A 24,454-nucleotide genomic window follows, 5' to 3' on the forward strand; every position below is an offset into this window, starting at 1 on the left:
GCGGACCTGAGGCGTCACGGGCGGCCCTCCGAGGCCTTCCGCTCGGCCGCCCGGACCTGTTCGGTGAAGGCCTCCGTGGCGATCCGCTCCACCGCGGCCCCGTGCCGGGCGGCCAGCTCGTCCGCCGGGCCGGGGGAGGACTCGCGGGCCTCCAGGGCGAGCAGCGCGCCGCCGTCCGGGACCCGGGGCGACAGCACGATCAGCGCGGCGCCGCCCTCCGCCGCTTGGTGTTCCTCGGCCGCGTTGCCCAGCGCCGCGCCCGCCGCGAAGCCCAGCAGCACACCGATCGGGCCGCCGAGCAGCCCGACCAGGCCGCCCAGCACGCCGGAGCCGACGGTGGCCACGCCCGCGCCCTTCGTGAAGGTGTCCCTGATCTCCAGCAGGCCCTCGGCGGTGCGCTCCATGGCCGCCGCGTAGCGCAGGCCCGGCAGGTGCTGCGCCTCCTCGAAGGCCGGGCGCCAGCCGGTGGCGTCCGGGAAGGTCAGCAGGACGACGTTGTGCTGCTCGCTCATCGCGCTCCGATCGGGTCCGGGGCCGGGGCCCGGCGGGTGGCTTCCATCCTGGCCCCCGGCGGTCGGCCCGGCCACAGGAGTCCGGGCCGGCCGCAGGGGCCCGATTCCGGCCAACCCGGCCGGCGGCCGCGCGGACGAAGCGCCCGTGACCCGCAGCCGTACGGGCCCGGCCCGCGTTCGTTCGACCGTGGCCGAAATTGCGCCCGGCGGCGGTCGGAACCCTGGTGTGCCGGGCGGGCTGTTGACAGTATCCGGACAACGGCACGACCCGTGCCGACCGAACCACAGGGATCACCGGAACCAGCTAGCACCGGACACCAGGGGAGGAACCAGCATGCCGTCCACCACCGAACAGCTCCGCGCGCTCAAGGACGAGGACTTCCGGCTCGGCCTCGTTCAGGACCACCAGCCCCACCCGGCCGGGGACCCGGCGGACGAGGTGTACACGAGCGCGAGCAAGCAGCTCAACACCTGTGAGTACATGTCCAGTTGCTGGCGAATGTGCAGCTACTGACGAACCCGCGCCACCCCCGGCGGTGCGCGTCGCGCGCCGCCGGGACCATCCCCGAGGGAACCGAGCACGAGAGGCCGTACCGCCCGTGGTAGACGCGTCCGAACTCCGCCGGGCCGCCGCCCGGGCCGTCCCGCTCGCCGACCGCGGCCGGGCCGACCCCCGCCACGACCCCGGCGCGGAGGCGAGGGCACGCGCCGGACGGATCCTCGACCGCTGGCGCGCCCAGGCGCCCTTCGACCGCCCCGGCTGGTTCGAGCGCCGCCTCGCCGCGGACGGCCTCGACCCGGACGCGCTGCACGCCCTGCTCGCCGAGGACCCGGACGCCCTCGCCGACCGCCTCGGCACCCCCGACTGGGCCGAACGCCTCGCCGCCGCCTTCGAGTCCGGGCTCACCCTGGACGTCCCCGAACGGCACGCCTTCGCCCGGCTCGCCGCCCCGGCCCTCGCCGCCGCCCGCGACCGCCTGCTCGCCGGCCTCGCCGAACTGCCGCTCGCGGAGCTCGGCACTGCGGAGGACCTGACCGCGCTCGTGCTGCCCGCGCTCACCGGGGCCGCGCACGCGAGCGCCGTCCGCACCGTCATCACCGAACTCCACGTCGCCCGGCTGAGCGGCGAGTTGACCGGCGACACCCCCGAGCAGCGCTACCGCGAGTTCCTCGACCGGCTCACCGAGCCCGCCCGGGCCGTCCGGCTGCTCGCCGAATACCCCGTCCTGGCCCGGAGGTTGAGCACCGAAGCCGAGCAGTGGGCCGACACGTGCCTCACGCTCTACCGGCGGCTCGCAGCCGATCTGCCCGAGCTCGCGGACGTGTTCGCCTCCGGTCGCCCGCTCGGTCCGCTCGGTCCGCGCGGCCGGCTCGGCCGGCTCACCGAACTCGCCACCGGGCTCGGCGACCCGCACCGCGGCGGTGCCACCGTCAGCCTGCTGCGCTTCGAGGACGGCACCCGCATCGTCTACAAGCCGCGCCCGCTCGGCGCCGAGACGCACTTCCAGCACCTGCTGCACTGGCTCAACCCGCAACTGCGGCTGCCGCTGCGCGAGCTCACCCACCTGGCCCGCGACGGCTACGGCTGGGTCGCCTTCGTCACCGCCGAACCGGCGCGCGACGCCGCCGAGTTGAGCGCCTTCTACCACCGGGCGGGCTCGCTCGCCGCGCTGCTGTACGTGCTCGACGCCGTCGACTGCCACACCCAGAACCTGCTCGCCGTCCGCGACCAGCCCGTCCTGATCGACCTGGAGGCCGTCCTCCACTCCGACCTGCCCGAGCCCGCCAAGGTCCTCTCCGAGTCCGAGCGCCTCGCCCGCCACCAGGCCCGGCACTCCGTCCTGCGCTCCGGCCTGCTGCCCGAACGGATGTGGGACGAGGGCAACGGCGGCGCCGACCTCTCCGCCCTCGGCTGGGACCCGGAGAACCTGCCGCCGCGCCCCGCTCCCGTCCTCGTCGACGAAGGCACCGACCGGCTCCGGCTGGAGTACCGGCGGATACCCGTCGCCGCCCCCGGCAGCCGACCCGTCCCGCCCGGTCAGCCGCTGCGACTCGCCGACCACGTCGACGAGTTGGAGGCCGGATTCACCGAGGCCTACCAGCTCCTCGGCGCGCGGCGCGACCAGGTCCGGGAGCTGATCCGGGCGTTCGGCGCCGACGAGACCCGGATGCTGCGCCGCGACACCCTCGAATACCGCAGCCTGCTCGCCACCGCCTGCCACCCCGACCTGCTCCGCGACGCCCTCGACCAGGACCGCCACCTCGACCGGCTCTGGGCCCTCGCCGCCTGGGAGGAACACGCCCTCGTCTACCTCGACCACGAGCGCGCCGACCTCTGGCGCGGGGACGTCCCCGTCTTCACCGTCCGCCCCGACAGCGTCGACGGCCGCTCCGCCACCGGCGCCGTCATCCCCGGCGCCACCGACCGGCCCACCCTCGAACTCGCCCTGGAGAAGGTCGACGCCCTCGGCGAGGACGACCTCGCCCGCCAACTCCAGCTGCTGCGACTCTCGGTGACCACGGCGGACGGCGCCCGCGAACCCCGCCGGGGCGAAGCCGTCGCCCCGGTCGCCGTCGCCCCGGTCGCCGCCGATCCGGTCGGCTCACTGACCGCTCGCGCCCTCGCCAAGGCCGTCGAGGCGGGCGAGCAACTGCTCCGCGAGGCCTACCGGGGCAGCGCCGACCTCGCCTGGGCCGGCCCCAACTGGACCCCGCCCGGCCGCTGGGCCCCCGCCGAACTCGGCCCCGACCTGTACAGCGGCACCGCCGGCGTCACCCTCTTCCTGCACCAACTCGCCCTCGCCACCGGCGATCCCGAGCACCGCGCGGCCGCCGGCGCGGCCGAGGCCACCCTGCGCCACCAGGTCCGGCGGCGGGCCGACCGGCTCGGCGGCGGCCTCTCCGGCACCGGCGGCGTGCTGTACGCACTCGCCCAACTCGCCGCCCACCACCCGGATCCCGAACTCGACGGGCTCGCCGCCCAGGTGCTGGCCCGGATCGCCGCCACCGCCGCCGAGGACGAGCAGCACGACGTCGTCGCCGGGAACGCCGGCACCATCGGCGGCCTGCTCGCCTGGGACGCCGTCCGCCCCGGGCCCGCCGTCACCGACGCACTCGCCCGCTGCGTCGACCGGCTGGCCGACCTCGCGGCCCCGCACCCCGAGGGAGGCGTCGGCTGGCTGCCCGCCGCGCTCGCCGGCACCGTCACCCGCCCGCTCGCCGGCTTCGCCCACGGCGGCTCCGGCATCGCCTGGGCCCTGGCCCGGGCCGGCCACCGCCTCGGCGACCCGCGCGCCGCCGAACTCGCCCTCGCCGCCGTCGCGTACGAGCGCACCCTGTACGACGCCGGGGCCGGCAACTGGCGCGACGTCCGGGAGGACGGCCCGTCCCACCCCGCGCTCTGGTGCCACGGCGCGGCCGGTGTCGCGCTCGCCCGCACCGAACTCGCCGCCCTCCTGCCGGAGGCCGCCGACGCGCTGCTCGCGGAGCGCGACACCGCGCTGGCCACCGTCCTGCGGGAGGGCTTCGGCTACAACTCCTCGCTCTGCCACGGCGATCTCGGCAACCTCGACACCCTCCGCCTGGCCGGCCCCGCCTGGCGGGACGCCGCCGACCGGCAGGCGAACGCCGCCCTCGCCGCCCTCGACACCCGCGGCTGGGCCTGCGGCCTGCCGCACGGAGTCCGCAGCCCCTCCCTGCTGGTCGGCGTCGCGGGCATCGGCCACGGCCTGCTGCGCCTGGCCGCGCCCGGGTCGACGCCCTCGGTGCTCGCCCTCCAGCCGCCGATGCTGGGCTAACGTCCCTGTTCCACAGGGTGGTTGAAGACCTCGCCGAGGTCCGCGGGCAGGCTCGCCACGATCAGCGCCACCGCCTCCTCGGCCGTCGCGGCCGGGACGGGATCCTCGTCGGTGCGGAACCGGACGAGGTAACCGCCGCCGCGCAGCGGCTCGGTGATCGTCGGCCCGGCGGCGACCGAGGGATAGGTGGTCGAGAGGCTGAACCAGAGCGAGAAGTGGCTGGTGCCCGGCATCAGCCGCCGCAGCCGCGGCTCGGCGTGGGCCGCGCGCAGCAGGCGCAGCAGTCCGGCGAGCGGGGACGCGGGGTCGCCCCCGCGCTCGCGGTGCCGCTCGCCCCAGTTCAGCATCTTCAGCTGCCAGGCGGCCTCCACGGCCGCCTCCGGCCCGCGTGCGAGGGCGGCGCGGAAGTCCGGCCGTTCGGGGGCGGGTGGTTCGGTGGTGGGTGGTTCGGGGGCGGGTGGTTCGGTGGCGGGGTTCGGTCCGGCGTCGGGTCGCATGATCGCATCCTGCCCGACCGGCCGGCGGGAGGCGAGCGGCGCAGGAGACGCCGGAGGGGCCCCGCGCCGCCGCGCTGGGCCCCTCCTCGCTGCGGGGACCTGCTAGTTGTAGCTGACGGTGACGCTCGCCCCGTCGAAGCCCTGCTGGGCGAAGAGGCTGAAGTAGACGTACCCGGCGGGCGGGTTGGCGATCGTCAGCGTCTCGCCGTTGCCGCCGTTGGTCGACTTGGCCTGGTACGAGCCGGTGGTGGCCCAGGACCCGCCGTTGTAGTACAGGTCGGCGTTGCCGGTGCCGCCGCTGCTGGTGATGGTCAGCTGCTTCACGCCGGCCGGCAGCAGGACGAAGTTGTAGCGGTAGTTGCCGGTGGTGGCGGCGAGGCCGTCGCGGCGGCAGTTCTTGTCGAACTGCCGGACGTCGGCGGCGGTGCACAGCGGGGCCTGGTTGGTAGGCAGGGAGCCGCAGTTGTCGGCGCCGCAGGCCTTCAGCCAGGTCGCGAAGTCGGCGTCGTAGCGGGTGCCGATGGTGGTCTTGAGCAGCGTGCGGGCGCCCGCCCAGTCACCGGCGCGGTACTTGGCGAGCAGCGCGTCGACGTCCTGCGGGTGCGACTGCAGCATGTAACGGACCGCCAGGTAGCCCCAGTTGTAGATCCGGGTCGAGTCGGCGTTGTCGTAGGTGCTGTCGAAGAGCGTGCTCAGCGCGTACGTGCCCAGGCCGGCCTGCTTGACGGCGTCGTCGTAGTGCACGCCCCGGTAGCTGTACGAGACGTACTCGGCCAGGCCCTCGACCCACCAGACGGTCGGGGTGGTCATGCCGGTGTCGAAGTCGCCGTACATGTCGTAGCGGCCGTCGAGGTAGTGGGTGTACTCGTGGTTGAGGTTCCAGATCTGGAAGGAGGGGCGCAGCCAGTCGGCCTGGTGGGCGATGAAGCGGGCCTGGTTGCCGGGGACGTTCGGCTTGCCCTCCTCGTACATGCCGCCGTTGTCGACGGCGATGTTGTACATCTCCCAGGCGTAGAGGCTGTAGTTGTAGTAGTCGTCGAAGACGACGACCTCCAGGCTGGTGTTGTTGTCGTTCGCCACCGGGCCGTTGTCCTTGACCAGCTTGTGGAAGAACGCGTCCTGGTTGGTCAGGCTGGTGCAGGTGTCGGCGAACTGCTGCGCCGTCATGCTCTGCGAGCGGATGCTCAGGTTGGCGCTGCAGGTGTGGTTGCTGGTGAGCACCAGCGGGACGAGCTTGGCGGGCACGTCACAGGTGCCGTAGTACGAGCAGTTGTTCGCGTCCTTCTTCTCCGCGAACCAGAGCAGGTTCATGGTGAGCGGGCCGGTGGCGCCGACCAGCGGGTAGCGGTTGATCAGGTCCTTGACCAGCGGCCGCCCCTGGGCCCGGAGGGCGTCGTTGGCGACCCAGTTGCCGAGCTCGATGCCGATCGAGGTGACCGCGTCGCCGCCGGTCATCTGGCCGGCGTTGCGGGTGACGAAGGAGACGAGCGTGGTGGCGAAGGCCGGGTCGGCCTGCAGCGCGGAGACGAAGGCCGGCAGGTCGAAGCCGCGCTCGATCACGGTCTTGGTGTTGGCGACGGCGGCGGCCATCGAACCGGTCCAGGCGGAGGTGTAGTCGCCCAACAGGCGCTTCACGACACCGGTGTAGCGGGCGTTCTCCTGCGCGCTGTCGATCAGCGTGACGGCCTCGGCGAGGGTCGCGCCGTTCGCCTCGGTGACGTCCTTGCTGTGCGGGGCGGCGAAGAAGCCGTCCAGCGCGCCGCGGATCGCGGTCTGCAGGGTGGTGCCGTACGGGCCGACGACGTCCGAGTGGTTCCACTGCACGTAGTAGCCGGCGCGCAGGAACAGCACCAACTGCCCGGCGGAGGTGGAGTCGTCGCCCGGGTAGGCGGCGGCGGTGTCACGCAGGGCGTTCGCGACGGTGGCCATCTGGGCCTCGTTGAACGCGGCCTTGGCGTTGTCGCCGGTGAGGGTGAACAGGGTGTTGACGCAGTCCGGGCTCGCGGCCTTGACCTGCTGCACCAGCGCGGCACCGGAGTTGCTGGTGAAGGCGCTCACGTCGCAGGCGGTGGCGGCGAGTTGGCGCGGCGCCTTGGCCTGACCGGTGGCGCTGCCCGCCGCCGGGGAGGTGGCCTTCGCTTGCGGGTCCGAGGCGAGCGGACGGGGGTCGCGCGGGGTGTCGGGGGACTTGGGGACGGGGATCGCGTGCGGGGCGGTTCTGGCGGCTGTGGGCGCGGGGGTGATGGGGGCCGCGTGGGCGGCCTGGGGTGCGTACAGGCCGAGCGCGAGGAAGCAGGCAGCACCGAGCGCGGGCAGTTTCCGCGCACGGGCCATCGATATCCGGGAGGGACGCATCTGTGGGGGCCTCCGGGGCCGTTGAGGGTCGCCGCGTGGTTGGGGGCACGCGGGTCCTGATGTGTGACATGTAAAATGCCACACTTTACGTAGCGGCGGGAAGCCCTTGAGACTGAATTGGTCGGAGCGTCAGGAATAAGCAGGAGCCCAGTGATCGCTGTTGCAACTCATACGCAATAGTGTTGTCCCGGCACGATCAGCACTGACCAACCCGCCGAAAGGGGCCGTGTCCTGATGGGCACCTACACGCTTCCCGACCTGCCGTACGACTACTCCGCCCTCGAGCGCGCCATGTCCGCCGAGATCCTGGAGCTGCACCACTCCAAGCACCACGCCGCCTACGTCAAGGGCGCCAACGACACCCTGGAGCAGCTCGCCGAGGCCCGCGACAAGGAGCAGTTCGGCGGCCTGGTGGGCCTGCAGAAGACCTTCGCCTTCCACCTGTCCGGCCACGTCCTGCACTCGCTGTTCTGGCAGAACCTCTCGCCCGAGGGCGGCGACCGCCCCGAGGGCGAGCTGGCGGATGCGATCACCGAGCACTTCGGCAGCTTCGACGCCTTCAAGAAGCAGCTGACGAACGCGACGACCGGCGTCCAGGGCTCCGGCTGGGGCATCCTCTCCTGGGAGCCGCTGGGCGGCCGGCTGATCGTCGAGCAGGTCTACGACCACCACGGCAACGTCGGCCAGAACACCACGCCGCTGCTGGCCTTCGACGCCTGGGAGCACGCCTACTACCTGCAGTACCGCAACGTCCGCCCGGACTACGTCACCCGCCTGTGGGATGTCGTCAACTGGCAGGACGTCTCGGCCCGCTTCGCGGCCGCCACCAAGACCGTCTGAGCACGAGCTGAGACGCGAACGGCCCCGGACCTGGTCGGGCAGGCCCGGGGCCGTTCAGCCGCGCAGTTGGCTGCGGGTGCGCATCAGGATCCGGCCGAGCATGTTCCTGCCGGTGCCGGTACGTCCGCGCCCCCAGTAGTGGTCGGTCGAGGTGTCCTCCACGATCTCCTCGTCCCCGGTGGCGAGGAGGATCTCCCGGATGTCGTCATGGGCCCGGAACTTGGCCCCGACCGCGCGCCGCATCACATCATCCTTGACCCGCTCCCAGTCCCTGCGGAGTGGCTTCGACGAATCCCGCCCCAACTCCGCTGCCCGCAGTGGTGTACCGGCCCGGCGGATGAGTTCGGCCTGCCGCGTCCCGAGGAATTTCTGGGCCTGGTAGTAGTGCTCCGACGTCGGCCAGAGAAGACCGTCGAGCACCACCTCATGCGCCGAGAAGTTCGAGAAGCACCCGTACGGCACTTCGTCGGCCCCGTAGAAGTAGATCGTCATCCCCTGCACGCTCCCAGCCACGAACCCGCGCCCGCAACCGATTTCGCCGTCACTACCCCGCGTCGCCCTGCCCCGGCGACGGCAGCAGGCTCGCCGCCCGCTCGTCCAGTTCGTCGACTCCCGGCACGTCACGGAGGCGGTAGAGGCGTGCCCGCAGATCGTCGACAGCGTCCTGGACCTTGATCGAGCGGATGCCGTCCGCGCAGTCGAGGAAGTCGTGCCACGCGGCGAGAGCGCCGTCGACGTCGTCCTGACGGAGCCGGACGGTGCCCAGGTCCGCGAGGACGATCGCGCGGGTGCGGCGCCGGTCGAGGCCGTGGATGTCGAGCGCGTGCCGGAGATGGTCCTGCGCACCGGCGTAGTCGCCGAGCCGGGCAAGGATCATGCCGGACTCATGGGCCCATCGGCCGATGCTGTAGTGCGAGGCCCAGGACCCGCCCGGCGCGTCGGTGGCGCGTTCGATCGCCGTCTGCGAGGCCGAGAGCGCGGCAGTGGCGGTGCGACGGTCGCCGTCGAGCGCGGCGGCGTTGGCGAGGGTGGCCTGGTAGTAGGCCAGAGCGCGCGGGGCATCGAGGGACTTGGCCTGGTCGACGCACTCCTCCGCTATCCGGACGGCGGTGGGTCGGAACCCGAGGTCGATGGCCTGTACGGCGAGGCCCCGGAGAGCGGTGGCGGCCAGCTCGGCGTCGCCGGCCTCGGAGGCGAGCCGGAAGGAGTGGGCGTAGTACTGCTGGGCGGCGTCCTGGTTGCCCTCGTCCTGGGCCATCCACCCTGCCAGGTGCACGAGTTGAGCGGTGGCGGCGAACAACTCCCGGCCGATCGCCTGACTCCACGTCCCGTCCAGCCAGGGCGCCACGTCGTGATGGAGGTAGCGGACTGCGAGATGCCGAGCGTGCCCGCCACCAAGCTCCGCCGCCGCATCGCCGAGCGACTTCGTCATCTGCCGGACGGCCGCAACCTCCCCCCGCCCGACCTGCACCTTGCCCCCGGCCTTCAGCCGCACCCGCCGCAACACGGCATCCGGGTCAGGCAGCCCCAGCGCCGCGAGCGCGTACGCGCCAGAGGCGGCCACGAATCCCCGGCGATCCACCACGTCCCTCCGGCTCAGCTCGATGACGGAATCCACGGTATCGCCAGTTCCGCTCTCGTCCTGACGAGCTGGCGGGCTGCTAACCGTTTCTGCTAGGTCAATGCCCAGAACCGAGATCAGGTACGGCATCCAGTACTTCGGGACGCGGCCGCCGCGCTCCCAGCGGGAGACCTGGCCCCGATCAGGTCCCGAGCCACCCTTGCCCTCGGCCTCCCCCAGCTCGCGGCCGAGTCGCGCCTGCGACCAGCCCTTCCTTTCCCGCGCAGCCCTGATCAGCTGTGCGACCGTCGCGGGTCCCCCTGGCACGGCGCCCTCCCTCGGGCCGAGAGCTGGCCCACAGTGGCCGACAACTGGCCGACATCTGGTCCACACTCTGGCACCTTATCTCTCTGCGTGCACAGCGGTTGACTGAGAGTCAACTGCCTGGACGTCATCGGATTCGTGCTCCGGGCGGCTCGTCCAGCCGATCGGCGCCCCTCTGTGGAGCGCCGCGACCAGGAACGGAGACTGCGGTGACCGCCGTCGACAATCGACCTCAACAGCGGCCGTGTGGCTTGACCGGAGTGGAAGCCCCCTTGATCGTCAGCCCGCTCGACACCGCGCGCTTCCCGGTTCCGCTGGAGTGGGGTGTGCCGCCGGGGGCCGACGACGTGCCGGCGGCGCGGCGGCTCGTGGTGGCGATCGTGCGGGAGTGGGGTGTGCCGTTCTCGGAAGATGCCCTCCAGGAACTGGAGCTCTGCGCGAGCGAGGTGATCGCCAACGCGCTGCTGCACACCAGGGCCCGCTGCGCCGTCACCGTCCGGCGCCGTGCCGACCGCGTGCGGGTGGAGGTGGCCGACCGGTGCCCGGAGCTTCCGCGACCCGAGCGCGATGACGAATCGCCCGGCGGCCGCGGCCTCCTGCTCGTCGACGCCCTGGCGCACGCCTGGGGCTGGCACCCCACCGGCGAGGGCAAGGTGGTCTGGTTCGACTACCAGGAAACCCCCGAATCGCCGTGCCCCACCCACGGCTGGGGCACGGCCCACACCCTCAACTCCCTTTCGGACGTGGCCTGATGCCGTCCCGGCTCGCCGAATCCCCGCCCCGTGGGTCCAGCCGCTGAGCACCCGGCACAGCCACGGGGCGGACCGGCCCGGTCGCGCACCAGGATCTCCGGCTCGTGACCGGGCGCTAGATGCGCGCCTTGCGGACCGAGTGCAGGGTCGCCCCGGCCAGCGCCATCGTCGACCGGACGAGCGACAGCCGCTCGTGCCGGCGGTACAGCGCCCAGTTGTGTTCCACCAGCGCCAGCTTGTTCGACGACAGGGACCCGGCCCGGCCGGACCGGTAGACCGCCAGCGGTTCCCGCAGCCCCCGGGCGGGGTGCCCGTCCCTCATGATCGACAGCCACAGCGCGTAGTCCTGCCGCTTCGGCATGTCCGGCATCAGCCGCGTCCCCAGCACCTTCCGGTCGTACATGGCCGTCAGGGCCCCGATGTGGTCCTGCACCAGCATGTCGCGGTACGTCACCCGCTCCCGCGCCTCGACCACCCGCCCGTTCGGCACGAAGTCGGCGGCCTCGCCGACGTGGTCGCCGTCGACCTTGAAGTAGGAGGTGAACGTCAGTGGCGCATCACCGCCGGCGGCGAACGCGAGCTGCCGCTCCAGCTTCTCCGGCAGCCACATGTCGTCGCTGTCCAGCAGCGCCACGTACTCCCCCCGGGCCCGCGCCATGGCGAGGTTGCGGGCCCTGGCCGCACCGCCCTGCTCGGGTGCCGCCTGCGGGAGTACACGCTCGTCCGCGCGGGCCAGCTCCTGCAGCAGGTCCATGGAGCCGTCGGTGGACGCGTCGTCGGTGACCAGCAGCTCCACATCGGCGTGGGTCTGCGCGAGCACGGAGCGCACCGACGCGCCGAGCGTGGCAGCCGAGTTGTGGACCGGCATCACCACAGAGACCAGGGGCACGGCGCTGCTCCTCACCCGGATGGGAGTCGTCATGGACGTTCTTGTCGCCGGTCAAGGGTACGTGGGTCTTGTAATCTTCCTGGCCGGAGACCACCGAGGCGAGGTGCCTCACCGGGTGGGGCACGGCGCACAACCGCAACTCGTCTCGATGACCCGGCGAACGATTGGCTCCTTCGGCGGGGGACACCCTCTGTCTTTCCGAGGTGAGGAGCGGGCGCGAGGCAGCTGCCCACGCCGAACCTAAGGAACCGAGGCTGATTCTGCGCTGGGATGGCGTGCAGTGGGTGCCCGAGACGATCGCGCCCGACTATGCGGCAGCCCAACGGCTCGTCCACGGCATCCGGGGCGACGGCTCGTTCTGACCGTCCGCCTCCTGGCGGACGGCGCCGAGCCTGTGATCTGACGGAGGGAAGCGACATGGCGATCGAAGCGGAGCTCAAGGCAGCGGTGCGCGACCCGGAGGGTGTGCTGGCCCAGCTGGAGGAGCGGCACGGTGCCGGTCGGGCCGAGGTGTACCGGGACACGTACTACGACGCGCCGGACGGCAGCCTGATGGAGGCCGACCGCGAGCTCCGCATCCGTACCGTGCACGGGCCGGACGACGACACGCGCACCATGCTCACCTACAAGGGCGCCCGGGTGGATGCGGCCTCCGGCTCGAAGCCGGAGGCCGAGACCCGGGTGGAGGACGCCGAGGCGATGCACGAGATCGTCCGGGGCCTGGGTTTCGTCCCGCGCCTCGCGTTCGAGAAGCGGTGCCGCAACTACTCCTTCGAGCGCGACGGGCGGCGCATGCTGGCCACGCTCGTCCGTGTTCCGGAGCTGGGGGACGCGACGTTCATCGAGGTGGAGACGGTGGCCGACACCGAGGTCGAGGTCGCGCCGGCGCTCGCCTCGGTCCGGGCCGTTCTGCGTGAACTCGGCATCGGTGAGGAGGAATTGACCGCCGAGCTGTACACCGATGCGGTCGCGGCGGCCCGGCGGCCATGAGGGAACGTCAGGTGGCGCCCCCGCCGTCCTGGTCGAGTTCCTCCAGGTCGCGCAGCAGCCGCTTGACCAGGTAGCGCCCGGCCTCGACGTTGAGCCTGGGGAACTCGACGCCGAGGACGCCCTCGTCGGCTATGCCGATCCGGACCCGGAGCGCCTGCGCCATGCCGGGGACGAGCTCGGGCTCGCTGATCCAGGCGATCCGGTCCAGCGGCCACGAGTGCACCAGCTTCCCCGGTGCGGCCTTCACGATCCCGCCGAGGGTGAACACGGCGACCCGCCGGGAGCTCGACGCGAGGAAGAAGCGGCTCGGCGTGCCGATCGGGACGGACGGCGCCTCGGGCCGGCCCTGCCGTGTGGCGAGCGCGAACCCCGCCGCCGCGGCGAGCCCGCCGATCCCGGCCGCGCCGACGGTCATCACCTTGCGCACCCCGCCGATGCGGAAGGCGGGCACGGCCTCGCGCACGACCTCGCCGGGCAGGAGTTCTCCCGCGAGTCGGCTTTCGACCTTCTCCCTGTACGTGCTCATGCGCGCCTCTCCCCGGGTCGTCGGTACCGGAACCCTACGGGGTGTCAGAATCGCGGTCCAGGCCCGCGCTGGCCGGAGGACGGCCGCCGCCCGGTGGGTGCGCGGAGGTGTCACCGACCACGTCACGCCAGTGCTTCTCGGCGGACCGGATGAGGTCGTCGCCGAGGCGTTCGAGGAATCGGCCTGCCAGGGCGAGCCGGGATCCGGCGGCGGTCTCGGCTCCGAAGAGTTCGGCGCCGCGCAGCGCGGTGGCGGCGAACCGCTGGTTGGCGGCGACGCTGGCCGCGACCGTCCGCAGGCCCGCCTTGTCGTCGAGGACGTACCGGTGGCGGCGGCCGCCGTCGTCGCGACCGCGGCGGATCAGTTCCTGCCCCTCCAGCAGGCGAACCGCGTGCGAGACGGTCGCCGCGCTGACTCGCAGGTGCTGCGCCATCTCGGTGGCGGTGCGACTGCCGGTCTCGGAGGTGAAGAGGCAGGCCATCACGCGGGCGGCGGTGCGCGGGAGGCCGGTTTCGACGAGCGCTGTGGTGAGGTCGGTGACGAACGCGGCCGTTGCGGCGGGGTCGGGGCCGAGTTGCTCGACGGTCCGCCGCACCGGGGCGGGGGGCTGTGGCCGGCGCCGGGCTCGGCGGGTGGTCGCGAGCTGTGCCAGTTCCGCGCGGTACCGGGCGGGTCCGCCGTTGCGCGTGACCTCGCGGCTCACCGTCGAGGCGGGGCGCTTCAGGCGTCTGGCGATGTCGGCGTAGCTCAGGCGCTGCGCCAGCCCCGCGGCGATCTGTTGCCGGTCGGCTCTGGTCAGCCTGCGTCCTGGCATCGGGTCGGTCCTCTGACTCGGTCGTCTCGGCACCCAGTGTGCGCACTGGTCGCCGATCGTTGCAACACCCGTTCCTCCGGCGTGCGTTGACCATCACTGTCATTGCACTCGACGGTTGCGTGGCTGACCAGGGCAAAGAGTCCGGTTCCGAGGAGCTGGCCGTTGACCGGCCTTTCGACTCGTGCCTAACGTTCGGCTCCGATCGGCGAACACGACTATCGCCGAACACGACTATCGCCGAACACGACTGTCGGGAGCATCCCATGCGAGCCAGAGGCATCACCTACGACACGGGCTTCACTCCGGGCGGGAGGAGTTCGCGGCCCGTCTTCGACGCCGACGCGGTGCGACGCGAGATCCGCGTCATCGCGGACGAGCTGCACTGCGACGCCGTGCGGATCACCGGCGGCGACCCCGGGCGACTGGCCCTCGCGGCCCGGCATGCCGCCGATGCCGGGCTGGAGGTGTGGTTCTCCCCGTTCCCCTGCGAGCTGTCCGCCGAGGAGCTGCTGCCCTACTTCGCCACCTGTGCCGACCACGCCCAGGAGGTGGGCGCGGAGGTCTTCGTCACCGGCTGCGAACTGAGCCTGTTCGCCGCCGGCATCCTCCCCGGAGCCGACAGCCTCGCCAGGATCGACGCCCTGGCCGGCGGTGACCCCGAGGCGCTGGCCGGGCTCGCCGAGGTGCCTGCCCGGCTGAACCCCCTGCTGGCCGACATCGCGGCGACGGTGCGCGCACGGTTCCGCGGACGGATCACCTACGCCTCCGGAACGTGGGAGCAGGTCGACTGGGCGCCCTTCGACATCGTGAGTGCGGACGCGTACGGCGATTCCAGCGACGCCTTCCGGCAGGGCCTGCGCGAGTACTTCCGGTACGGCAAGCCGCTCGCGGCGACCGAGTTCGGCTGCTGCACCTACCGGGGCGCGGCCGAGCGCGGCGGCATGGGATGGGTGGACGTCGTCGATCACGACGCCGATCCGCCCCGCGTCAACGGCGACTACGTCCGCGACGAGGAGGAACAGGCCCGCTATCTGCGCGAGATGCTCGCGGTCTTCGACGAGGAAGGCGTGGACACCGCCTTCTGGTTCACCTTCGCCGGCTACGAGTACCCGCACCACGCCGACCCGCGCTTCGACCTCGACCTGGCCTCCTACGGGGTGTGCAAGGTGATGCCGGACGGCGAGCTCGCCCCCAAGCGGTCCTTCCGCGCGATGGCCGAGGCGTACGGCGCTACCGGTGTTCCGGTACGCCGTCCGTAGTCGTCTCCAGCGGCGGGGACTCATCCGGCCGCTCCTGCACGGGAGTTCGCGCCGGCCTGGTCCGCGCGGCCCAGGCGGCGACCGGCGGCCCCGCCGCGCCCACGGTCGCGAAGAAGACGCCGAGGAGCAGCCAGCCCGCGTGCCCGAGCCCGAGGACCAGGCCCGTCAGGACGACCGGCGCCAGCGCCTGGCCCGCGTCGAAGCCGATGCCGAAGAGGCCCTGGTACTGCCCCTGGGCGTGGTCGGGCGCGAGGCCGAACGCGAGCGCGTAGCCGCCCGAGGACTCCCACACCTCGCCGACGCTGTGGACGCACACCGCGGCGGCGGCGAGCGCCGGAGCGACCCACGCCGGAACGTCGGCGCTCAGGGCCATCAGCGGGCAGCTCAACAGGAACAGCAGCCCGGCGAGCCGGAACGCGCGGCCGCCCTGGCACGGGGTCTCCACCCGTGAACCGAGCCGGCTCTGCAACAGCGCGCAGACGCCGCTGTTGATCGCGTAGACGGCGGCCACCGTCCAGCGCGGCGCGTCGGTGTGGGCGCTGAGCCAGATCGGCAGCAGCAGCGAAACCGTCTGGTACTGCAGGCCCATGGCGCTGTAGAGCGCGACGAAGGCGACGTACGGCCGGTCGGCCAGGACGGCCAGCCGGCTGTGGCCCGGGGGCCGGGGCAGCGGCCGGTGGGCGGGGATGCGGAGGAGCCCGATCAGTGCGGCGACGGCGAAGCTGGCGGCGTTGGCGAGGATCAGCGCAGTGTAGGCGGGCCGGGTGTCGATCTGGACGGCGAAGGCCGCGCCCAGGGTGCCCAGGACGACGCCGAGGTTGACGTAGGTCCGCAGCCTGGCCCGGAACGCGGCCGGCCGTTCACCGCCGATCCGCGAGACGATCGCCCCGCCCGCCGCGCCGGCGGCCGTGCCGGCCAGCCGGTCCAGGGTGGCGACGAGCGTGAACGCGAGCCAGCTGTCGATGAGGACGAACGTCGCCATGGCGACGGTCTGGACGGCGAGCGCCGTCAGCCAGACCGGCCGCGGCCCGTACCGGTCGGCCAGGTTCCCCGCCGGGATGCCGGCCGCCAGCCCGCACAGGCCGGCGATCGTCAGCCCCACCCCCACCTGGGTGGCGGGCAGGTGCACCACGAGCGTGAAGTAGAGGGCGGCCGCGGTGTTGAACAGCCCGTTCCCGACCCGGCTGACGAAACTGGCGGCGATCAGCGCCCGTTGCGGCCCGAAGTCCGGCCCACCGCGCGCCCGTTGGCTGGATCGCATCCTGATCATGTCACGCAGGCTAACAGCGGCACTTCACCGGGCTCGAACAACTGGACGGTCAAGGCGGCGAATTGGCGACGGCGCAAGCCCACGCGCGGGGTGGTGGGTGACGGCCCACCACCCCGCGCGAGCCTCCGGCCGCCGGGCCGGCCTGCCCCCCGTGCGGGCCGGTCCGGCAGCCGTCAGGCGAGCTCGCGCACCCGGCGGACCGGGCTCGCGAGCAGGATCGCGGGAGCTGCCACGCAGGCGAGCGCGAAGGCCAGCAGGGCGGTGCGCGTGCCCCAGGCCGAGGCGGCGGCGCCGGCGGCGAGGGCGCCGACCGGGATGGCGCCCCAGGAGACGAAGCGGACGGTGGCCATCACCCGGGGCAGCAGCTCCGGCGGGGTGTGGGTCTGGCGGTGGGTGCGGGTGACGATGCTGAAGATCACGACGCCGCCGGAGAACCCGGCGTTGCCGACCGCGAAGACCAGCGTCGCCCAGCCGGATCCGGCCAGCGGGAGCAGGACGGCGAAGGCGGCGGCGGCCGCGGCGCCCCAGCGGACCGCCCCGGCGCCGCCGAGCCGGGAGACGACGCGCGGGGTGAGGGCGGCGCCGAGCAGGCTGCCGAGGCCGCTGGTGGCCATCAGGGCGCCGACCGCGGCGGCGGGCGCGTCGAGGGTGCGGACCAGGAACACCGGGGTGAGGGCCATCTGCGCGCCGCAGACGAAGTTGACGGCGGTGGCGGAGGCGACGCACGGCCGGATCAGCGGGTGTCGGGCGACGAACCGCCAGCCCTCGCGGATCTGTTCGCGCATGCCGGCGCCGCCCGCGCGCGGGCCGGGGGTGCGTTCGCCGCGCGGCAGGCTGCGCAGCAGGGCGGCCGAGGCCAGGTAGCTGACCACGTCCAGCAGCATCGCGGCGGCGCCGCCGAGGAGTTGGACGAGCACGCCGCCCAGGGACGGCCCGGCGAGGTCGGTCGCCGCGTGGCTGGCGGAGTCCAGGCTGTTGCGGGAGGTGAGCTGTTCCTTGGGGACGACGGCGGGCAGGAAGGCGGAGTTGCCGACGTCGAAGACGACGTTGGCGAGGCCGACGACCAGCGCCACCGCCACGAGCTGCGGCATGCGCAGCGCGCCGAACGCGGCCGCGAGCGGCACCGAGGCGACGGCGGCGGCGCGGAGCAGGTCCATCGCGACCTGGAGGCCGCGCAGCGGCAGCCGCTGGACCAGGACGCCGGCCGGCAGGCCGATCAGCAGCCAGGCGACGAAGGAGGCGCCGGTGAGCAGGCCGACCTCGAACGCCGAGGCGTGCAGGACGACCACGGCGATCAGCGGCAGGGCGACGGTCGTCACCTGGCTGCCGAGCCGGCTGATCGTCGAGGCCGTCCAGTAGCGCCAGAACAGCCCGGCGCCGTCCGGCCGTACCGCTTCCGCCCTTGGTCTGGTCGCCACGTCTGCCACGTCCACCCCCATGTCAGCGAACTCCCGAGTGAGTTCCTTTAGGGAACTCACTATAATCGATACCCATGCGGCACAATCAAGCGGCGGACCCGGACTGCGCCATCTCCCAGGCCCTGGCCGTCGTCGGGGACGCCTGGACCCTGCTCCTGATCAGGGACGTCGCCGGCGGCATGCACCGCTTCGACGAGCTGCAGAACGCGCTCGGCATCAGCCGCAAGGTGCTCACCGAACGCCTGAAGGCCCTGGTCGCCGACGAGGTGCTGGAGAAGCGGCTCTACCACCCGCACCCGCCGCGCTACGAGTACCACCTCACCGAGCGCGGGCGCGCGCTGCTGCCCGTCCTGGTCGCCCTGCAGGACTGGGGCGGCCGCTACGTGCTCGGCGACGGCACGCTCTCGGCCACCAGCACCGCCGACTCCGCCGAGACCCGCCGGGTGTCGGCGCTGGTCGGCCACCGGCTGCCGGAGCTCGACCTCGCCGCCGCCTCCGGCGGCCGGGCCGATCCGGTCGCGGCGGGCCGCGCCTGGACGGTGCTCTACTGCTACCCCGGCGCCTACGCCCCGGGCGCCATGGGCCACCCGCCCGGCTGGGGCGAGATCCCCGGCGCGGTCGGCTGCACGCTGGAGTCCTGCACCTACCGCGACCGGATGGGGGAGTTCACCGCCCGGGACGCGGCCGTGTACGGCGTCAGCACCCAACGCCCGGACCAGCTCGCGGCGTTCGGCGAGCACGCGCGGATCCCGTTCCCGCTGCTGTCGGACGCCGAACTGCAGCTGGCGGCGGCCCTGCGGCTGCCCACCTTCCGGGCGGCGGGCGCCGAGCGCCTCAAGCGGCTCACCCTCGTCCTCGACGCCGGCCGCACCGTCCGGGGCGTCCTCTACCCGGTCACCGACCCGGCGGGCTCGGTCGAGGACGCCCTCGCGATCCTCGACGGCCTCACGCCGTAGAGTCCCGGCGCGCCGCCCGCTCCAGCGTCTCCTTCATCACCTGCGCACCCCGCTCGACCCGCAACCGCACCTGCTCCGCCATCGCGTGCGGCAGCACGTCGGTGGTCCACACCAGCCGGCAGCGGCCCGGGCCCTCGGGCACGACCTGGAACGCGGCGTGGTGGTGGGTGAGCGGGAGCCTGAACCCCTCGACGGCCGAGTACGCGAGCCGCCGCAGCCCGCCGTCGACGCCGACGATCAGCTCCCGGATGACGGCCCCGCCGGGGACGGTCAGGTAACGGACGTCGCCGTCCATCCGGGTGTCCAGCACGTATCCGGGGATCAGCCGCTCGTGCACCGCCCCGACGTCCCGTACGGCCGCCCACACCTCGTCCGCGTCGGCCTCGATCACGACGTCCTGCACGATGGTGGCGATGGTGTCCTCCGCGTGGTGGTAGCCGAAAAGGGCGGCCCGGGCGCGCAGCCGCACCCGAACCGCCCGCCGGGGCGCGCGCTCAGCCCGCCCCGAAGAACCCGTCCAGCAGCTGCTGCGCCGCCAGCCCGGCCGGCAGCGTGCCGGCCCGCACCTGGGCCTCCAACTCGGGTGCCAGCCGCCGCACTTCGGGGTGCTCGTGCAGCCGCGCGTACAGCTGGTCGTGGACCATCGACCAGGTCCACTCCACCTGCTGGTCGCGCCGCTTCGCCGCCAGCGCGCCGGTGGCGTCCAGCACCTTGCGGTGCTGCTGCAGCCGCTCCCACAGCACGTCCAGCCCGGCGCCGTCGCGCCCGCTGCAGGTCAGCACCGGCGGCGTCCAGGCCGCGTCCGGCGCCTGCAACAGCCGCAGCGCGCCCGCGAGTTCACGGGCGGCCGCCTTGGCGTCGCGCTCGTGCGGGCCGTCCGCCTTGTTGACGGCGATGACGTCGGCGAGCTCCAGCACGCCCTTCTTGATGCCCTGCAGCTGGTCGCCGGTGCGCGCCAGGCTGAGCAGCAGGAAGGTGTCGACCATCCCGGCGACGGTCGTCTCGGACTGCCCGACGCCGACCGTCTCGATGAGCACCACGTCGTACCCGGCGGCCTCCATCACCACCATCGACTCCCGGGTGGCCTTGGCGACCCCGCCCAGCGTCCCCGAGGTCGGGGACGGCCGGACGAACGCGGCCGGGTCGACGGCCAGCCGCTCCATCCGGGTCTTGTCGCCGAGGATCGACCCGCCCGTCCGGCTGGACGTCGGGTCGACGGCGAGCACCGCGACCCGGTGCCCGAGGCCCGTCAGCATGGTGCCGAAGGAGTCGATGAAGGTCGACTTGCCGACACCGGGCACCCCGGTGATGCCCACCCGGACCGCCCCGCCCGCGTGCGGCAGCAGCCGGACGAGCAGCTGCTGCGCGAGCGCGCGGTGGTCGGGCCGGGTGGACTCGACGAGGGTGACGGCCCGCGCGATCCAGGCGCGCGAGCCGTCGAGGACACCCGTCACGTAGCTGTCGAGGTCTATCGTCCGCGGTGGCATGCCCTAGAGACTCCGGCTCACAGCTCGTGGCCGAGGCCGGCCGCCAGCGACTTCAGCAGGTCGTAGGCCGCCTCCGGGATCACCGTGCCGGGCGGGAAGACCGCGGCCGCGCCCGCCTCGTACAGGGCGTCGAAGTCCTGCGGCGGGATGACGCCGCCGACCACGATGGTGATGTCCTCGCGGCCCGCCTCGGCGAGCTCGGCGCGCAGCGCGGGCACCAGGGTGAGGTGTCCGGCGGCCAGCGAGGAGACGCCGACGATGTGCACGTCCGCCTCGACGGCCTGCCGGGCGACCTCGGCCGGGGTCTGGAACAGCGGGCCGACGTCGACGGTGAAGCCGAGGTCGGCGAAGGCGGTGGCGATCACCTTCTGGCCGCGGTCGTGGCCGTCCTGGCCCATCTTGGCGACCAGGATGCGCGGGCGCCGGCCCTCGGCCTGCTCGAACCGCTCGACCAGGTCGCGGGTGCGCTGGAGGGGGACGGAGGGTCCCGCTTCGTCTCGGTACACACCGGAAATGGTACGGATCTGGCCGGAGTGGCGGCCGTACACCTTTTCGAGGGCGTCCGAGATCTCGCCGACGGTGGCCTTCGCCCGGGCCGCGTTGACGGCCAGGTGCAGCAGGTTGCCGTCCAGCGAGCCGCCGCGCTGCGGGCCGGCCTCGGCGGCGCGGGTCAGCGCGTGCAGGGCGTCCTGGCACGCGGCCTCGTCGCGCTCCGCGCGCAGCCGGCGCAGCTTCTCGATCTGCCGGGCGCGCACCGAGGAGTTGTCGACCTTGAGCACGTCGATCTGCTCGTCGCTCTCCACCCGGTACTTGTTGACGCCGATGACCGGCTGGCGGCCGGAGTCGATCCGCGCCTGGGTGCGGGCGGCGGCCTCCTCGACGCGCATCTTCGGGATGCCCGCGTCGATGGCCTTGGCCATGCCGCCGGCCGCCTCGACCTCCTGGATGTGCTGCCAGGCGCGGGCCGCGAGGTCGTTGGTCAGCTTCTCGACGTACGCCGAGCCGCCCCACGGGTCGATGACCCGGCAGGTGCCCGACTCCTGCTGCAGCAGCAGCTGGGTGTTGCGGGCGATGCGGGCGGAGAAGTCGGTGGGCAGCGCCAGCGCCTCGTCGAGCGCGTTGGTGTGCAGCGACTGGGTGTGGCCCTGGGTCGCGGCCATCGCCTCCACGCAGGTGCGGGTGACGTTGTTGAACACGTCCTGCGCGGTCAGCGACCAGCCCGAGGTCTGCGAATGGGTGCGCAGCGACAGGGACTTGGGGTTCTTCGGGTCGAACTGCTTGACCAGCTTGGCCCACAGCAGGCGGGCCGCGCGCAGCTTGGCGACCTCCATGAAGAAGTTCATGCCGATCGCCCAGAAGAACGACAGCCGCGGCGCGAAGGCGTCCACGTCCAGGCCCACGTCCAGGCCCGCGCGCAGGTACTCCACCCCGTCCGCCAGGGTGTAGGCCAGCTCCAGGTCGGCCGTCGCGCCGGCCTCCTGGATGTGGTAGCCGGAGATGGAGATCGAGTTGTACCGGGGCATCTTCTGCGAGGTGTACGCGAAGATGTCCGAGATGATCCGCATCGACGGCTGCGGCGGGTAGATGTAGGTGTTGCGGACCATGAACTCCTTGAGGATGTCGTTCTGGATGGTCCCCGCCAGCTTCTCCGGCGGCACCCCCTGCTCCTCGGCCGCGACGATGTACAGCGCCAGGACGGGCAGCACCGCGCCGTTCATGGTCATCGACACCGACATCCGGTCCAGCGGGATGCCGTCGAACAGCTGGCGCATGTCGTAGATCGAGTCGATGGCGACGCCCGCCATGCCGACGTCGCCGGTGACGCGCGGGTGGTCGCTGTCGTAGCCGCGGTGGGTCGGCAGGTCGAAGGCGACCGACAGGCCCTTCTGGCCGGCCGCGAGGTTGCGGCGGTAGAAGGCGTTGGACTCCTCGGCGGTGGAGAAGCCCGCGTACTGGCGGACGGTCCACGGCTGGTTGACGTACATGGTCGGGTACGGCCCGCGCAGGTACGGGGCGACGCCGGGGTAGGTCTCCAGGAAGTCCAGGCCGGCCAGGTCGGCGGGCGTGTACAGCGGCTTGACGCCGATGCCCTCGGGGGTCTCCCAGACCTGCTCGTCGGCGTCCTTGCCGGTGGACTCGCGCCAGGCGGCCCGCCACTGGGCCTCGGTGACGTCCGAGGGGGCGTCGCCGGTCAGCCCGATTCCGGTGAAGTCGGGGATCATCGCGCCACCTCGGTGTCGTCGGCGTTCTCGTCGGCGCCGTCCGCGCCGGTGATCTGGTCGAGCAGGGAGCCGAGGACGGCGACGGCGTCGCCGCCCGCGAAGATGAACTCGTCCACCCCTGCGGGGACTTCGCCGAGCCGGCCGGCCAGCAGGACGCGCCGCGCGCCGGCCGCCTTCAGCGCCCCGGCGATCGACGCGGCGTGCTCGCCGTACAGGGCGTCGCTGGAGCACAGGCAGGCGACGGTCGCGCCGGACTCCCGGAACGCCGCGGCGAACGCGGCGGGGTCGGTGCCCTCGGCGGCGACGGTCGCGATGCCGCCGGCCTGGAACAGGTTGGCCGCGAAGGTGGTGCGCGCGGTGTGCGCGGCGGCGGTGCCGATCGAGGCGAGGAACAGCTTGGGCCGTTCGCCCGTCGCCGCGAGGACGGCGTCCGAGCGGTCGCGCAGCGCCTCGTACGCCTCGGCCCGGCGCACCCGCGGCAGCCCGCCGCCGAGCCCGGCCGGGGCCGGCTCGCGGACCAGCGGCTGCTCGTCCAGGTGCGGGAACTCGCTGACGCCGGTGACGGGTTCGCGCCGCTTGGCGAGCTTCACGGACCGCTCGGCCCAGGTCGCGGCGATCCGCTCGCCGACCAACCCGGCGGCCAGCGCGGCCTGTTGGCCGCCAGCTCGCTCGATCTCCTGGAACCAGGCCCAGCCGGCCTGCGCCAGCTCCTCGCTCAACTGCTCGACGTACCAGGAGCCGCCGGCCGGGTCGATGACCCGGGCCAGGTGCGACTCCTCCAGCAGCACCGACTGGGTGTTGCGGGCGATCCGGCGGGCGAAGGCGTCGGGGAGGCCGAGCGCGGAGTCGAACGGCAGCACGGTGACGGCGTCGGCGCCGCCGACCCCGGCGGCGAGGCAGGCCACCGTGGTGCGCAGCATGTTCACCCACGGGTCGCGGGCGGTCATCATCACCTGGGAGGTGACGGCGTGCTGACGCTGCGCCGAGGCCTCCGGGGAGGCGCCCGACACCTCGGCGACGCGGGCCCAGAGGCGGCGCGCGGCACGGAACTTGGCGATCGTCAGGAACTGGTCGGCGTCCGCCGCGTAGCGGAACTCCAGCTGGCCGAGGGCGGCGTCCACCGACAGCCCGGCGGCGGTCAGCGCGCGCAGGTAGGCGACGCCGGTGGCCAGCGAGCAGCCCAACTCCTGGGCGGGGGAGGCGCCGGCCTCGTGGTACGGCAGCGCGTCGACGGTGAGGGCGCGCAGCTGCGGGTACTCGGCGGTGCAGCGGGCGGCGAGTTCGACGGCCGCGGCGAGCAGCGTGTCGGTGCGGTCGGTGTCGCCGGTGCGGGCCTGCAGGCCCAGCGGGTCGGCGCCGAGGTTGCCGGCGGCGGAGGCGGGGGAGACCGCGCGCTCCTCGTAGAGCTTGAACAACCGCTGGGCGGCGTCGGCGAATTCGGGTCCGGCGTCGAGGGTGACGGCGGCGAGGTCCAGGTACACCCCGGTGAGCGCCTCGGACAGCGCGGCGACGGGCAGGCCGTCCCCGCCGAGCTCCAGCCAGAGCGAGGAGACGCCGTGCTCCAGGTCGGCCAGGACGGCTTCGTTGGTGCGGGCGCGGTCCGGGTCGTTGTGGCGCTGGCGGACGTCCCACCCGGTGGCGGCGGACCCCTGGGGGCGGCCGCCACGGACGAACGGCGGGAAGCCGGGCAGGCCCGGTTCGGCCGCGGTGTCCTCGGCGGTGTACAGCGGGCGGGCGCGCAGGCCGTCCGGCAGGGTCGTGCTGAGTGCCTGCTCGGCGGCGGCGCCGTCCTCGGGTTGGGCGCCGGACTTGCGCAGCACACCCTGGACGAGCTGCTGCCACTGCTCACGATGCGCGGCCGGGAATTCGGCGGCGAGGGGGAGCCCTTCGGGCGGGACCTTCATGTGCGCAGGGTAGCGAACGCGTGTGGCGGGTTTGGAGGGGAACCCCGTGTGACCTTGCCCTCGCCACTTTCCCGGCCCGAG

Annotated in this window: 22 protein-coding genes; 8 read left to right on the plus strand and 14 right to left on the minus strand. The window is 73.3% G+C overall.

Features of this window, described 5'->3' with window-relative positions; genetic code table 11:
- Positions 1-14 precede the first annotated feature (14 nt).
- Entirely contained in the window at positions 15-512 is a 498-nt protein-coding gene (locus AB2U05_RS28410) for a hypothetical protein (protein WP_052706894.1), read from the minus strand.
- A gap of 334 nt (positions 513-846) precedes the next feature.
- Between AB2U05_RS28410 and AB2U05_RS28415 the strand changes: the two genes are divergently transcribed.
- Together AB2U05_RS28415 and AB2U05_RS28420 are read left to right on the plus strand one after the other, a co-directional pair.
- Complete coding sequence (locus AB2U05_RS28415; protein WP_045694552.1) at positions 847-1,026, plus strand: hypothetical protein; 180 nt, start codon at positions 847-849, stop codon at positions 1,024-1,026.
- A gap of 85 nt (positions 1,027-1,111) precedes the next feature.
- Positions 1,112-4,309 (plus strand): type 2 lanthipeptide synthetase LanM family protein, encoded by a 3,198-nt coding sequence (locus AB2U05_RS28420; protein WP_369184618.1) that lies wholly within the window; start codon positions 1,112-1,114, stop codon positions 4,307-4,309.
- Here the strand turns inward: AB2U05_RS28420 and AB2U05_RS28425 are convergent.
- Together AB2U05_RS28425 and AB2U05_RS28430 are read right to left on the minus strand one after the other, a co-directional pair.
- Positions 4,306-4,806, minus strand: a complete 501-nt coding sequence (locus AB2U05_RS28425; RefSeq protein ID WP_369184619.1) for a DUF6193 family natural product biosynthesis protein — start codon at positions 4,804-4,806, stop codon at positions 4,306-4,308. The two genes, AB2U05_RS28420 and AB2U05_RS28425, sit on opposite strands and share 4 nt — an antisense overlap.
- A 102-nt stretch (positions 4,807-4,908) precedes the next feature.
- On the minus strand, positions 4,909-7,140 hold the full coding sequence (locus tag AB2U05_RS28430; RefSeq protein ID WP_369184620.1) for a collagenase: 2,232 nt from the start codon (positions 7,138-7,140) through the stop codon (positions 4,909-4,911).
- 255 nt (positions 7,141-7,395) lie between these two features.
- Between AB2U05_RS28430 and AB2U05_RS28435 the strand changes: the two genes are divergently transcribed.
- Positions 7,396-8,001 carry a superoxide dismutase gene (locus tag AB2U05_RS28435; protein WP_045694558.1) on the plus strand — a complete coding sequence of 202 codons (606 nt, stop codon included), beginning with the start codon at positions 7,396-7,398 and terminating at the stop codon, positions 7,999-8,001.
- A gap of 54 nt (positions 8,002-8,055) precedes the next feature.
- On the opposite strand, the gene AB2U05_RS28440 is transcribed toward AB2U05_RS28435, so the two are convergent.
- On the minus strand, positions 8,056-8,493 hold the full coding sequence (locus AB2U05_RS28440) for an NADAR family protein (RefSeq protein WP_369184621.1): 438 nt from the start codon (positions 8,491-8,493) through the stop codon (positions 8,056-8,058).
- A 52-nt stretch (positions 8,494-8,545) separates the two neighbouring features.
- Positions 8,546-9,565 (minus strand): tetratricopeptide repeat protein, encoded by a 1,020-nt coding sequence (locus AB2U05_RS28445; protein WP_369184622.1) that lies wholly within the window; start codon positions 9,563-9,565, stop codon positions 8,546-8,548.
- A 530-nt stretch (positions 9,566-10,095) separates the two neighbouring features.
- On the opposite strand from AB2U05_RS28445, the gene AB2U05_RS28450 reads away from it, so the two are divergent.
- Positions 10,096-10,638 (plus strand): ATP-binding protein, encoded by a 543-nt coding sequence (locus AB2U05_RS28450; RefSeq protein ID WP_369184623.1) that lies wholly within the window; start codon positions 10,096-10,098, stop codon positions 10,636-10,638.
- Positions 10,639-10,753: 115 nt separating this feature from the next.
- On the opposite strand, the gene AB2U05_RS28455 is transcribed toward AB2U05_RS28450, so the two are convergent.
- Positions 10,754-11,527 (minus strand): glycosyltransferase family 2 protein, encoded by a 774-nt coding sequence (locus AB2U05_RS28455; protein ID WP_369184624.1) that lies wholly within the window; start codon positions 11,525-11,527, stop codon positions 10,754-10,756.
- A gap of 203 nt (positions 11,528-11,730) precedes the next feature.
- On the opposite strand from AB2U05_RS28455, the gene AB2U05_RS28460 reads away from it, so the two are divergent.
- On the plus strand, positions 11,731-11,889 hold the full coding sequence (locus tag AB2U05_RS28460) for a DUF6087 family protein (protein WP_369184625.1): 159 nt from the start codon (positions 11,731-11,733) through the stop codon (positions 11,887-11,889).
- 55 nt (positions 11,890-11,944) lie between these two features.
- Positions 11,945-12,517, plus strand: a complete 573-nt coding sequence (gene cyaB / locus AB2U05_RS28465; protein WP_369184626.1) for a class IV adenylate cyclase — start codon at positions 11,945-11,947, stop codon at positions 12,515-12,517.
- Positions 12,518-12,524: 7 nt separating this feature from the next.
- On the opposite strand, the gene AB2U05_RS28470 is transcribed toward cyaB, so the two are convergent.
- A complete protein-coding gene (locus tag AB2U05_RS28470) occupies positions 12,525-13,043 on the minus strand; it encodes a hypothetical protein (protein ID WP_369184627.1) in 519 nt (172 codons plus the stop codon).
- A 34-nt stretch (positions 13,044-13,077) separates the two neighbouring features.
- Positions 13,078-13,857: a helix-turn-helix domain-containing protein gene (locus tag AB2U05_RS28475; protein ID WP_045694571.1), complete on the minus strand. Its 780-nt coding sequence runs from the start codon at positions 13,855-13,857 to the stop codon at positions 13,078-13,080.
- A 263-nt stretch (positions 13,858-14,120) separates the two neighbouring features.
- On the opposite strand from AB2U05_RS28475, the gene AB2U05_RS28480 reads away from it, so the two are divergent.
- Positions 14,121-15,116 (plus strand): hypothetical protein, encoded by a 996-nt coding sequence (locus AB2U05_RS28480; RefSeq protein ID WP_369184628.1) that lies wholly within the window; start codon positions 14,121-14,123, stop codon positions 15,114-15,116.
- Here the strand turns inward: AB2U05_RS28480 and AB2U05_RS28485 are convergent.
- Complete coding sequence (locus AB2U05_RS28485; protein ID WP_369184629.1) at positions 15,088-16,386, minus strand: MFS transporter; 1,299 nt, start codon at positions 16,384-16,386, stop codon at positions 15,088-15,090. The genes AB2U05_RS28480 and AB2U05_RS28485 overlap by 29 nt on opposite strands.
- A 173-nt stretch (positions 16,387-16,559) precedes the next feature.
- Positions 16,560-17,804, minus strand: coding sequence for an MFS transporter (locus tag AB2U05_RS28490; RefSeq protein WP_369184630.1), 1,245 nt, complete (start codon positions 17,802-17,804; stop codon positions 16,560-16,562).
- A gap of 74 nt (positions 17,805-17,878) precedes the next feature.
- Here AB2U05_RS28490 and AB2U05_RS28495 point away from each other — a divergent pair, with 74 nt between their 5' ends.
- On the plus strand, positions 17,879-18,760 hold the full coding sequence (locus AB2U05_RS28495) for a winged helix-turn-helix transcriptional regulator (protein ID WP_045694581.1): 882 nt from the start codon (positions 17,879-17,881) through the stop codon (positions 18,758-18,760).
- Here AB2U05_RS28495 and AB2U05_RS28500 read toward each other — a convergent pair.
- Genes AB2U05_RS28500 through AB2U05_RS28515 form a run of 4 tightly spaced genes read right to left on the minus strand, consistent with a single transcriptional unit; the run spans position 18,750 to position 24,373 of the window.
- A complete protein-coding gene (locus tag AB2U05_RS28500; RefSeq protein WP_369184631.1) occupies positions 18,750-19,229 on the minus strand; it encodes an SRPBCC family protein in 480 nt (159 codons plus the stop codon). The genes AB2U05_RS28495 and AB2U05_RS28500 overlap by 11 nt on opposite strands.
- 25 nt (positions 19,230-19,254) lie before the next feature.
- Entirely contained in the window at positions 19,255-20,247 is a 993-nt protein-coding gene (gene meaB / locus AB2U05_RS28505; RefSeq protein ID WP_045694584.1) for a methylmalonyl Co-A mutase-associated GTPase MeaB, read from the minus strand.
- A gap of 17 nt (positions 20,248-20,264) precedes the next feature.
- Positions 20,265-22,469, minus strand: coding sequence for a methylmalonyl-CoA mutase (scpA, locus tag AB2U05_RS28510; protein ID WP_045694586.1), 2,205 nt, complete (start codon positions 22,467-22,469; stop codon positions 20,265-20,267).
- A complete protein-coding gene (locus AB2U05_RS28515) occupies positions 22,466-24,373 on the minus strand; it encodes a methylmalonyl-CoA mutase family protein (RefSeq protein WP_369184632.1) in 1,908 nt (635 codons plus the stop codon). The genes scpA and AB2U05_RS28515 overlap by 4 nt, the downstream gene beginning before the upstream one ends.
- Positions 24,374-24,454 lie beyond the last annotated feature (81 nt).

Origin of the sequence: Streptomyces sp. Y1 (assembly GCF_041053115.1) — a bacterium.
In the GTDB taxonomy this organism is placed as follows: domain Bacteria; phylum Actinomycetota; class Actinomycetes; order Streptomycetales; family Streptomycetaceae; genus Kitasatospora; species Kitasatospora rubellomurina.